This window comes from Sphingobium sp. PNB, assembly GCF_019873065.1.
GTDB classification, from domain to species: Bacteria; Pseudomonadota; Alphaproteobacteria; order Sphingomonadales; family Sphingomonadaceae; genus Sphingobium; species Sphingobium fuliginis.
On the sequence record NZ_JAINEZ010000013.1, the window covers coordinates 15,127 to 26,475 of the forward strand.

General features: G+C 60.3%; 11 protein-coding genes. 6 read left to right on the plus strand and 5 right to left on the minus strand.

Annotated elements, in window-relative coordinates; all coding sequences use genetic code 11:
• Position 1 precedes the first annotated feature (1 nt).
• Positions 2-1,321, minus strand: coding sequence for an LLM class flavin-dependent oxidoreductase (locus K7W03_RS06745; RefSeq protein ID WP_008828095.1), 1,320 nt, complete (start codon positions 1,319-1,321; stop codon positions 2-4).
• Between the two features lie 62 nt (positions 1,322-1,383).
• Positions 1,384-2,313, minus strand: coding sequence for a fatty acid desaturase (locus K7W03_RS06750; RefSeq protein ID WP_222885852.1), 930 nt, complete (start codon positions 2,311-2,313; stop codon positions 1,384-1,386).
• A 194-nt stretch (positions 2,314-2,507) separates the two neighbouring features.
• On the opposite strand from K7W03_RS06750, the gene K7W03_RS06755 reads away from it, so the two are divergent.
• Together K7W03_RS06755 and K7W03_RS06760 are read left to right on the plus strand one after the other, a co-directional pair.
• On the plus strand, positions 2,508-3,359 hold the full coding sequence (locus tag K7W03_RS06755) for an IclR family transcriptional regulator (protein ID WP_008828097.1): 852 nt from the start codon (positions 2,508-2,510) through the stop codon (positions 3,357-3,359).
• Between the two features lie 100 nt (positions 3,360-3,459).
• The gene (locus tag K7W03_RS06760) at positions 3,460-4,692 is read left to right on the plus strand and encodes a multidrug effflux MFS transporter (protein ID WP_024018974.1); all 1,233 of its coding nucleotides are present in this window, start codon (positions 3,460-3,462) and stop codon (positions 4,690-4,692) included.
• A 9-nt stretch (positions 4,693-4,701) separates the two neighbouring features.
• Here the strand turns inward: K7W03_RS06760 and K7W03_RS06765 are convergent, their stop codons facing one another.
• Genes K7W03_RS06765 through hpaH form a run of 3 tightly spaced genes read right to left on the minus strand, consistent with a single transcriptional unit; the run spans position 4,702 to position 7,486 of the window.
• The gene (locus K7W03_RS06765; RefSeq protein WP_024018973.1) at positions 4,702-5,868 is read right to left on the minus strand and encodes a CaiB/BaiF CoA transferase family protein; all 1,167 of its coding nucleotides are present in this window, start codon (positions 5,866-5,868) and stop codon (positions 4,702-4,704) included.
• Between the two features lie 4 nt (positions 5,869-5,872).
• Positions 5,873-6,661 (minus strand): HpcH/HpaI aldolase family protein, encoded by a 789-nt coding sequence (locus K7W03_RS06770; RefSeq protein WP_008828100.1) that lies wholly within the window; start codon positions 6,659-6,661, stop codon positions 5,873-5,875.
• A 9-nt stretch (positions 6,662-6,670) separates the two neighbouring features.
• Positions 6,671-7,486 carry a 2-oxo-hept-4-ene-1,7-dioate hydratase gene (gene hpaH / locus K7W03_RS06775; protein WP_008828101.1) on the minus strand — a complete coding sequence of 272 codons (816 nt, stop codon included), beginning with the start codon at positions 7,484-7,486 and terminating at the stop codon, positions 6,671-6,673.
• Positions 7,487-7,625: 139 nt separating this feature from the next.
• Between hpaH and K7W03_RS06780 the strand changes: the two genes are divergently transcribed.
• The 4 genes from K7W03_RS06780 to K7W03_RS06795 all read left to right on the plus strand — a co-directional run bounded on the left by K7W03_RS06780 (position 7,626) and on the right by K7W03_RS06795 (position 11,250).
• Positions 7,626-8,486 carry an alpha/beta fold hydrolase gene (locus tag K7W03_RS06780; RefSeq protein WP_008828102.1) on the plus strand — a complete coding sequence of 287 codons (861 nt, stop codon included), beginning with the start codon at positions 7,626-7,628 and terminating at the stop codon, positions 8,484-8,486.
• A 95-nt stretch (positions 8,487-8,581) separates the two neighbouring features.
• A complete protein-coding gene (locus K7W03_RS06785) occupies positions 8,582-9,109 on the plus strand; it encodes a TIGR02444 family protein (RefSeq protein WP_229710705.1) in 528 nt (175 codons plus the stop codon).
• A 43-nt stretch (positions 9,110-9,152) separates the two neighbouring features.
• Complete coding sequence (locus tag K7W03_RS06790) at positions 9,153-10,070, plus strand: SDR family NAD(P)-dependent oxidoreductase (protein ID WP_024018971.1); 918 nt, start codon at positions 9,153-9,155, stop codon at positions 10,068-10,070.
• A 10-nt stretch (positions 10,071-10,080) separates the two neighbouring features.
• A complete protein-coding gene (locus K7W03_RS06795) occupies positions 10,081-11,250 on the plus strand; it encodes an acyl-CoA dehydrogenase family protein (protein WP_008828105.1) in 1,170 nt (389 codons plus the stop codon).
• The last annotated feature ends 99 nt before the right edge of the window (positions 11,251-11,349 follow it).

Here is an 11,349-nt window from a genome sequence, read left to right on the forward strand (position 1 = left end):
ATCAGGCGAAGAAGCGGTTGTCCGGGCGCGGCAGGCCTAGATGGTCGCGCAGCGTTTCGCCTTCGTATTCGGTGCGGAACAGGCCGCGCGCCTGCAGTTCGGGCACAACCTTGCCGGCAAAGTCTTCCAGGCCTTCCGGCAGGTAAGGGAACATGGTGGTAAAACCGTCGCAAGCGCCTTGCTCAAGCCAATGCTGCATCTCGTCGGCGATGGTCTTGGCGGTGCCGACAAAAGCCAAACCGCCATAGCTGCCGGCCTTCGCGGCGAGCTGGCGGATCGTCAGGCTCTCAGCTCTGGCCAATTCGATCATGAACCGCCGCGAACTTTTGCTGGCGTTGGATTCGGGGATGTCGGGCAGGGGGCCATCGGGATCGAAGCCCGATACGTCGTGACCCAGCATGCCGGACAGTGAATGGATGCCGCTGTCGTAGTGGACCAGGCTGTCCAGTTTCGCGCGCTTCGCGTGGGCTTCCTCGACGGTGTCTCCAACAACCAGGAATACGGCCGGCATGATCTTGATGTGATCGGGATTGCGTCCTACCGTCGCCGCCCGCCCTTTGACGTCGTCGTAATAGGCTTTGCTGCCTTCCAGCGTCGATTCCGCAGCAAATACGGCTTCGGCGGTTTCGGCAGCGAGCTGGCGGCCCGGGTCCGAGGCACCGGCCTGGAAGATGACCGGCCAGCCTTGAACCGGACGGGCGATGTTAAGCGGCCCGGTGACCGAGAAATGCTCGCCCTTGTGGTTCAGCGCACGCATCCGGGCGGGGTCGAAATAGATGCCCTTTGCTGCGTCCATAACGAAGGCATCGTCGGCGAAACTGTCCCACAGCCCGGTCACAACGTCATGAAACTCGCGGGCGCGGTGATAGCGCGCGGCGTGATCTGGCTGGGTCTCCAGGCCGAAGTTGCGGCTGCTGTCCGGATTCGAAGTGGTCACCACGTTCCAGCCGGTCCGCCCGCCGCTGATGTGATCGAGAGAGGCAAAGCGGCGCGCGACATGGAACGGCTCGTCGTAAGTGGTCGAGGCCGTTGCGACGAGGCCGATTCGCTCAGTCACCCCGGCCAGTGCGGAAAGCAACGTGAATGGCTCGAACGAGGTCACAGTGTGGCTGCGCATCAGCGCCTGGCGTGGCAGGTTGAGCACGCCGAGGTGATCAGCCATGAAGAAATAATCGAACTTGGCAGCTTCAAGGCTGCGGATGAAGCGCTGGATCGCTGCCAGGCTGAAGTTCGCGTCGGGTAAGGCACCTGGATACCGCCAGGCTCCGGTGTGGATGCTGACCGGGCGCATGAACGCGCCAAGGTGAAGTTGCTTGGCCATCAGTGCGTTTCCCGGTCTGGAGGTACGGCCGGACCATACCGAACGGTCCGGCCGTTATTTCGTTAGGCAGGCCTTGCCTTGCCTTGCGCCTGGTCGAGTTCCCGGCGAACCGCAAAGTGGTCGTCATAGTTCTCGGGCTTCAGGGCGAAGGCTTTCTGGCGCGGGATGCGGTTGGCGTTGATTTCATCGTACTTGAGGTAATAGGCCTTGTGCATCCGGTAGAACGGGATTTCAGGCCAGAGGTGGTGGATCAGGTGGTAATTCTGATAAACCAGCAGCGGGTTGAGCAACCATTCCCAGCCGAACCGCATGGTTGTCGCCATGTAAGGGTCTTCGTCTTGCGCGATGATCGCGGGATGATGTGGCAGGATGACGAAGACGATGGCGATGATGAACAGCGTGATCCGTGACGGCACGAACCACAGCATGAACAGTTCCCAGCCGAAGCCGAAGTAAATTGCCGCAACGAACAGCAGCGCGAGGAGCGAATAGAAGACAAGCAGTTCGGTGCCATGTTTCTTGCGCACGTTCTGACCATATTTGACGAAATACCAGATGTAGGCACCATCGAAGAAGGTCCAGCGGAATGGAACCTGCCACCAGGGCGATTCATGCTCGAACCGGTCGGGGTCTTTGGGTCCATTGGTATGCGTGTGGTGCTTGTTGTGGACCCGGCGGAGCAGGACCATCGGGGCATAGGGAAAGAGGAAGAACAAGCCGATCGCGCCGATCGATTCGTTGATCCAGCCAACGCTCGACAGCGACTTGTGCGAGGCGTCGTGGATCACGCTGAAAAGCAGATAGGTGACGAGGCCGTTTGAGATCGCACCGACCCAAAGCGGAAGCATAGCGTTCAGCGCCAGGTACCAGGTCGTTGCGATCCCTGCCATGGAAACGACAAACAAGAGAGCTGTCGGCAGGGCGAGAACGGGCGCCTTTCGCAACTCTTCGAAATGCTCTTCGGACGATCTGGGAAACGCGATTGCAGCCATTACCCGACTTCCTTTCCTCTCACTGGTTTTTAAGCGCCTGGTTGGGTTGACGCTCGGCCTCTTTGTCGCAATTGACTCAGATCATCCCGTTGCACGCGTTTGCACCTTACACTATTCGTTGGACAATATGCAACTCCTTTCCCATAATGCAAGGGGCTTTGGGGCCGGGGAGTGGCTGGTGAAGGGGAATACCGATGAACGCACGCAAGGCTAGCCAGCTTACAGCTAAAGGTGATGAAATCGAACATCAGGCTAACGAGCGCTTGCCTCCCGAAGATTTGAGCGCGAATGATTCGCCGCGCAAGGCTATCCAGTCCGTGGAAATTGGTGTTCGCGTCCTCAGGGCCTTGATGGATTGCCCAAGGGATGGCGCACATCTGCGTGAAGTTGCCGAGAAATCGGGTCTGTCACGCAGCCAGGCACACCGTTACCTGCTGGCTTTTGTCAATACAGGCGTGGTCGAGCAGAATGTCCAGAATGGCCGCTATGCACTAGGTGAGTTTTCAGTTCGTATTGGCATGGCCGCGCTGGCGCGGGTGGAGCCGGTACGGATCGCTGGCGATAATCTGGCGAGCGTGCTGGAAGAACTGCAAACGACAGGGTTGCTGGCGGTCTGGGGTAATTACGGGCCATCGGTGATTCGCTGGATCGATGGCGGTCTGCCCCTGTTTACCAGTTTGCACGTCGGCTCTGTTTTGCCATTGCAGGCTTCGTCGACTGGCATCCTGTATTTGACCCATTGTTCACGAACTTTGACCCAGCCCGTCATCGAGCAAGAGCGCGCCAGCGGGCTGGTGGTTTCCGACGACGAACTGGAAAGGCAGATAGTCCAAGCGCGCGAGCTGGGATACGCGACCACACAGGGTACGGTTGTGCCTGGTCTCTCTGCCTTGAGTGTACCTGTGTTTGATTCCGCGAACAGGCTTGTTGCGACGATGAGCGTTCTCTCGCGAGTTCAGGACAAGCATTTTTATTCGAAGACGAAGATCGAAAAGATCCTTTCGGCGGCCATAGCAGCGAGTCGTGCGATCGGCTGGCAAGGATAGCTCCTGCGGCTTTACATCAGAAGTGGACGGGCCTCCATATTGGTGGACCGGCTTCATGGCGGGGGCGCTGCCAGGCCCGACCATCCGGAAGGTATGAACGTTGTCGCTGTCCGATAAAGAGCCAATCGGCAAACGGGAGTTCATCGCCATGATGGCGATGATCCAGGCATTGCAGTCACTTGGGTTTACAACGTTGCTTCCGGCTTTGGGTGCCATGGCAACCGATCTGGGAGCAAGCGGTTCAAACCAGCGGCAATGGGTCATCGGCACCTTCCTGATCTGCTCGGGCCTGTTTTCGCTCGTCCCGGGGACGATCTCCGACCGGCTTGGGAGGAGGCCGGTCCTGCTGGTTTGCATGGTTCTGTTCGCCCTGATCAATCTGCTTTGTGCTTTCGTGGCTGACTTTTCGGTCCTGCTGGCGGCCCGCGCGCTGCTTGGCTGTGCCTCTTCCGCCCTGACCGTCCTTCCTCTGGCGATCGTTCGCGACCGCTATCAGGGCGAAGACATGGCCAAGCTGCAGGCCTTTGTCGCGATGCTGTTTATGGCAGTCCCGACCCTCGCCCCAAGTTTGGGTTATGTGATCTTTACAGCGCTCGGCTGGCGTGCCGTCTTCATCGTCATCGGGGTGCTGTCGATGGGAGTGTCAGCTTGGTATTTCTTCCGCATGGAAGAAACGCTGCCGCTTTCCCGGCGGCAGTCTCATGGTGCGAGTGAATTGTTCGGCAACATCCGCCTCGTTCTGACAAATCGCCGGTCGATCGGTTACGTCATTGGCATGGCCCTGATTTTCGGCGCTCACTTCGGCTTCATCAACAGCTCGCAGCAATTGATCGGCGAACATTTCGGGGCCGGTGGGGCCTATTCGGTAATCTTTGGCTTGATGGCGGGCTCGATGATGCTGGCCAGCATTGCCAATTCCGCTATCGTACACCGTTTCGGCATCCGAGGGATCGGCCATGCCGCCATCCTGTGCCATTTCCTTGTGTCGATCGGCCAGATCTATGTGGCATCCCGACCGGGCGAAACCCTGCTTCAGTTCGTGCTTCTGACATCCGCGAACATGTGCTTGCTGATCACGGTCTTCATCAATTTCACTGCGATTTCCCTGCAGCCATTCGGCAAGGTGGCCGGGGCCGCGGCCTCTGTTCAGACGTTCTTCCGTTTGGTGCTTGGCGCGGGGCTGGGCGCACTGATCGGGCAGGCCTACAATGGTTCCCCGCTGCCTCTGGCCTATTCGTTCTTCGGGGTGGCGAGCGTGACCATCGTGCTTGTACTGTTCAGCGAAGGCTGGCGATTGTTCGGGGGACCTATACCGGTTCAGGCTGCGAACTGACTGCGCCGCCTATTCGTCTCCGACCGACTCGGGACTTCCCGGCGCGGCCAGATCCGAAACCATTCGCACCCCGTCGATCACGATCGGGCTGGCGACGCCTTTGCGCCCTCCGGCCATTGCGGCGAGGCCCCTGGCGATGACCTGTGGATCGGCGAACACTTCGTCGAGTTCGTTGATTGGTCCGGCTGGCACGCCAACCTCTTCAAGCGCGTCGAACAGCGCTTGTCGGTTCCACTGGGCCGTGCGCCCCTCGACCGTTGTGACCAGTTCCGCCCGGTTCGAGAGACGGGCAGGATTTGTGGCGAAGCGTGGGTCTTCATGCAGTGAACACCGCAAAACGCGGCACAAGCTGGCGAACTGGCCGTCGTTGCCGGCCGCAATCACCAAGGGCCCGTCAAGCGTGGGGAAGGCTTGATAGGGTGCCAGATTGGCGTGACCGTTGCCGAACCGGCGCGGCACATTACCCGATGTCATCCAGTTCATCGCCTGATTGGCCATGACAGTCACCTGGGTGTCGAGCAGTGCCATGTCGATGTGGGCGCCGCTGCCGGTGCGGTCCCGGCGGTTGAGCGAAGCGAGGATCGCCACCGTGCTGTACATGCCCGTGAACAGATCGGCCACGGCGATGCCCGCCTTCTGCGGTTCGCCATCGGGTTCGCCGGTCATCGACATCATGCCGCCCATGGCCTGGGCGATGAAATCGTAGCCTGCGCGGTGGGCGTATGGCCCGGTTTGTCCGAACCCTGTGATCGAGCAGGTGATCAGGCGCGGATTCAGTGCGGAAAGCGCGGCATGGTCAAGCCCGTACTTCGACAGCCCGCCGACCTTGTAGTTCTCGATCACGATATCTGCGCCGCTTGCCAGATCGCGAATGATGGCCTGGCCCTCCGCGCTGGCGATGTCGATTGCGAAAGACCGCTTGCCGCGATTGGTCGAATGGAAATAAGCCGCTCCCAAATTGGTGCCATCTTCTGCTGTCACGAACGGCGGCCCCCAATGCCGCGTATCGTCTCCTACGCGGGGCCGTTCGATCTTGATCACTTCGGCGCCAAGGTCCGCCAGCAGCTGTCCGCACCATGGGCCAGCCAGGATGCGGGCTAATTCAAGCACCCGGACGCCATCAAGCGGTTTGACCGGGTCACTGGAACGAGGCGTCTGCCAAGCCGGTTTTGCCATAGCCTCAGTTGCCGCCCTGTGCCGCGATACGCTCACGCCAGACCCGGAGTCCGTCGCCCGCGCCCTTGGCCATCGTGAAGCTGTCGATCCCGTTGGCGATGAAGCGGGCACCGCCATCGAGGAACTGCTGGACGAGGCGTTCGTCGCGCGAAAGGATCCCGGCCGGTTTGCCGGTTGAGACGATCCGCGCCAGTGCTTCGCCGGTCAGCTTGAACAGGGCATCGAAATTGATTGCGCCCAGCAAACCTTCGGTCGCGGCCAGGTCCGCAGGTCCAAGGAACAGCGCGTCGATTCCGTCCACTGCGGCGATCGCCTCAATGTTGTCGACGGCGGTCGCGGTCTCGATCTGGGCGATGATGCAAACCTGCGCATTGGCTTCTGCGACATAGGCAGGATAGCCACCCCAGCGCGCGGCACGGGCGCCGCCGAGGCCGCGTTCGCCTGCAGGCGGATAGCGGGACGCAGTTACGATGGCCTGGGCCTGTTCGGCGGTCTCGACCATCGGAACCATCAGAGTCTGCGCTCCAAGATCGAGAACCTGCTTGATCGCTACCGGATCGTGGCCGGCAATCCGGACGATCGCCGAACACGGCGGCGTCGCCTCGACCGCACGCAGCTGCGCGACGATGCCGGGCAGGGTTTGCGGGCCATGTTCGCCATCGATCAGCAGCCAGTCATAGCCATGGCCCGCGCAGATTTCGGCAATGTCTGGATGGGCCAGGGCCAACCAGAAGCCAAGCTGGACCGGACCTTCGCGCAAGGCCGCCTTGAAGCGGTTGACCGGTGTCTGCATTTTCGCCCCTTAAACGAACCGGAACCCGATTGAACCAAACTCGCCAAAATCGGCGTTGAAGACATCGCCCGGCGCCGCTTCGACCGGGCGCGTGAACGATCCGCCAAGCACGACTTCTCCGGCTTCGAGCCCTTGCCCCCAAGGCGCGAGCCGCCGTACCAGCCAGGCGACGCCGTTGGCGGGGTGGTTAAGCACCCCTGCCGCAAGGCCGGTTTCCTCGATCACCCCGTTGCGGCTGAGCAGGGCGCCGATGCGGCGCAGATCGAGCCCGTCGGGTTTCGCCGGCAGACCGCCGACGATGATTCCGGCATTGGCGGCATTGTCGCTGATCGTATCCAGGACCTTGCGCGCCACTCCGGTTTCGGCATCCTTGGGATGCACCCGGGTGTCTATGATCTCGATTGCCGGAGCCACATAGTCGGTGGCGCTCAGGACGTCGAAAATCGTCGTCTGTGCTCCTTCCAGGCGGCGCCCGAGCACAAAGGCCAGTTCGACCTCGACCTTGGGCGTGATGAACCGGGCGGTCGGCACGTCGCTGCCCTGTTCGAACACCATGTCATCCAGCAAGGTGCCGTAATCGGGTTCGGTGATTCCGGCTGCCTGCTGCATCGCGCGCGAGGTCAGGCCGATCTTGTGACCAAAGACGGCCCGGCCGCGCTCTCGCTTGAGATCGACCCAGGCCTGGTTGATGCGGTAGGCATCCTCGATCTGCATGCCTGGATAGCGCACGGAGAACGGCCGGATCCGTTCGCGGGTCTGCTCGGCATGGTCGAGTTCCTGCGCCAATTGCGCGACCAGTCGATCGTCGAATGTCTCGCCTGTCATGTGTCCTGCTCCCAATGCGCAACACTTGGGAAAACTCATTGCACAATGTCAAACGATATCTTAGGCTCCGGCAAAATTGACTGTGAACTCCGGCAAGGAGTCGCGCGAATATATCGTCAGGATCACATGGGAGAATGTCATGGCTGCTGAAGGGGTTATCAGGGAAGAAAAGATCACGGGCCGCGGCTTGACCTCGCACACCCTCTTGGCGGGCGATCCGTCCAAGCCGGCAATTCTGCTGCTTCACGGTGCGGGTCCGGGCGCACATGCCGCATCCAACTGGTATCACCTGATGCCGGACCTCGCCGAAAACTTCTTCGTGATCGCGCCCGACCTGATCGGTTTCGGCCAGTCGGTGATTCCCGATCCGTGGCCTGACAGCGTGATGGGCTGGATCGGCACCCGGGTCGACCAGTGCTTTGGCCTGCTTGAGGCGCTCGGTGTGAAGAAGGCCCACGTTGTAGGCAATTCGATGGGCGGCGCGCTGACCCTGCAAATGATGAGCGAGGAGCCCGACACAATCGACAAGGTGGTGCTGATGGGTTCGATCGGAGCCCCCGGCCCGCGCACCCCGGAACTGATCCGCCTGCTCTCGTTCTATTCCGACCCACGATATGCCCGCTATCGCCAGGTGATGCACAGCTTCGCCTACGATGCCGAGAAGTTCGAAGGCATGGAGGAAATCGTCGAGAACCGTTACAAGATCGCCACCGATCCGGGAATCATGAAGACCGCGGTCAAGATGATCGATTCGATGAAGAACGGCATTGAGACGCTCAACATGCCGCCCGAACTGCTGGGCAAAATGCCGCACGAAGTGCTGATCTTCCATGGCCGTCAGGACCGGGTGGTGCCGCTCGACACCAGCCTATACCTGATCCAGCATCTCAAGCATGCCGAACTGTACGTTCTCGACCGTTCGGGCCACTGGTCGCAGCTGGAACGGTGGGATGTCATGCGTCCGATGATGGAAATCCATTTCGGCGCCCGCACGTTCTAGGCGGTTGGCCTCGTTGCATGTCTGGTCAGCATTTTCACCAAGGTCCGCGATTGGGTACTTCGGCACGGTCGGACCAAGGCCCGGCCGTGCCGCCAGTGGGTGATGAAGCTTCAATTCAGGTGGAGCAGCACGCGGCGGCGTTATGGGACTATTCCTTACACATTTATGCCAAGCCGGGCGTGGCAGCTTCCTGCCTTGCCTTGCAGGATCAGCATGGGTGTGACGTCAACACGGTGTTGCTTTGCCTTTGGTTGGCAGGGGCGCGTTGCACCATTCTCGCTGTTTCGGACATCGAGGCCGCGCAGCACTCGGCAGCAACTGCGAATGAACGCTTCGTGCAACCGGTCCGTTCGGTGCGGCGCTGGATGAAGCAGTGGTGCCAATGTACGCCTGAGTCGGAAATTAACGCCGCAGCCTATGCGGCGCTGAAGACGGCAGAGTTGCATGGTGAACGTCTGGTCCAGTCCCAAATGCTCGCTGGGCTGGACCTGGACCAGTTGACCCGTGCCGAGTCGTCCGAAGCAGCAGTCCAGGCAAGCTTTGCCAACTATTGTACCTTGGCGAGCACATCTGGCGGAGTGGCAGAGGAACTGGGTGAGCTTGTTGCCAGAGCCTGGCATTGAGCCAGTCCTGCCTGTCGGGCTAATTGCATTTGAGGAACGGGATATGGATCGGTGCCTGGATGGATCAGTTGTCGCGATCACTGGTGCCGGGCGCGGAATAGGTCGCCAACTGGCGTTGTATTGCGCCGCGCAGGGGGCGGCAATTATCGTCAACGATCCTGGCGTGGCGCAGGCGGGCAACGGCGGCGATACCGCATTCGCTCAGAACACCGCTAACGACATCATCGGTGCCGGGGGCAAAGCGGCGGCCAACTTCGGTAATGTTGCAGATCCGGCGGAGGCGCAGAGCATTATCGAGGATGCGGTACGGAAATTTGGCCGAATCGATGCGGTCGTGAACAATGCAGGCATCTTGCGAGACAGCATCTGGCACAAGATGAGTCACGCGGACTGGACCAGCGTCATCGCGGTCAATCTTACTGGTGTCTTCAACGTTTCCAAGGCCGCCACGCCCTATTTTCGTGAACAGAAGGCGGGCAGTTTCGTTCATTTCACTTCGACGAGCGGTCTGATCGGCAACATCGGGCAGGCGAACTATTCGGCGGCAAAGTTGGCCGTCGTCGCGCTTTCGCAGTCTATCGCGCTCGACATGGCGCGAGTTGGCGTCCGCTCGAACTGCATCGCGCCTTTTGCGTGGAGCCGCATGACCTCGTCAATTCCCGCGACAACGCCTGCCGAACACGAACGTGTCCAACGGTTGCAATCCATGTCGGCAGACAAGATCGCGCCGTTGGTTGCCTATCTGGCATCCGACCTATCCAAGGACGTGACCAACCAGATTTTCGCGGTTCGCAAGAATGAAATCGCCCTGTTTTGCAAGCCCCGGCCGATCCGGTCGATGACCAAGGTCGAAGGCTGGACGCCGGAGGCAATTGCCCACGAGCTTGTACCTTCGTTTCGCAGCAGCTTCGCGCGCGCCGATGAAGTCTCGGCGCATGTCTTTCCTTATGATCCAATCTGACAGGTAACCGATGAGCAACGCCGGCATGGATGCAGAAGTCTTCGAACAATTCTTGATACAGCTTGAACGCTTCGTGCGCGACCGGCTCATTCCTGTCGAGCGCAAAATTATTGAAACCGACCTCATCCCCGAAAACGTCCTCGAAGCGATGCGCGACATGGGTCTGTTTGGATTGACCATACCGGAAGAGCATGGCGGCGCCGGCATGAACATCAGCCAGTATATCCGCACCATGCACACGCTAAGTTATGCGATGCCGGCATTCCGCTCGATCATCTCGATCAATGTCGGCATGTTCGCCTCAGCCCTCAAGAATGGTGGAACAGAAGCGCAGAAGGCTGCATGGCTGCCGCGCATTGCCGCGGGTGAAATCGCCGCTTTCGGCCTGACCGAACCGGGTTCGGGATCAGATGCGGCGGGTCTGCAGACGACTGCGGTGCCGACCGGCGACGGCTGGCTTCTCAATGGCACCAAGCGATATATTACCAACTCGCCCTTTGCGAAGGTTGGACTGATCATGGCGCGGACGGCCATGGAAAATCTGCCCAAAAACGCCCATATATCGGCATTCATCGTCCCGCTTGACATACCCGGCGTGACGATCTGCAAGTCGGACAGGAAGATGGGCCAGTCGGGTAGCCATATCGCCGATATCGGGCTGGAAGATGTCCACGTTGGCAGCGAGGCTCTGCTCGGCGGCGAACTTGGCAAGGGCTTCGCATTCGCGATGATGAGCCTCGACAACGGCAGGATGTCGGTGGGCGCCGCAGCGACCGCTTATGCCCGCCGGGCGCTGGATAGCGCCATCCGATACGCGACCGAGCGCAAGGCATTCGGCGAGCCGATTGCCAACTTCCAGTTGATCCAGCAGATGCTCGCCCAGAGCGAGATCGAAATCTATGCCGCCGAATGCATGATGGACGATGTCACTCGGCGCGCCGACGCAGGCGAGAACATCTTGCGCAAAGCAGCGGCGTTCAAGGTTTTCGCGACAGAAATGTGCGGCCGCGTGGTGGATGCCTGCGTCCAGATCCACGGCGGTGCCGGCTATCTTGCCGAATACGATGCCGAACGTTTCTTCCGCGATGCGCGCATATATCGGATTTATGAAGGCACGACCCAGATCCTGCAACTCCAGATCGCTAAGCACATGCTGCGTGAATTTGCGGCGGCGAATTGACCTTCGTGGGTTGCACTTCATCCGCAGGCTGCACCATGGGCGGCCAGGGGGTTCATTCCGCCCCGCCCTGGCGCATGGCCAATTCGCCTGCGGGCCGGA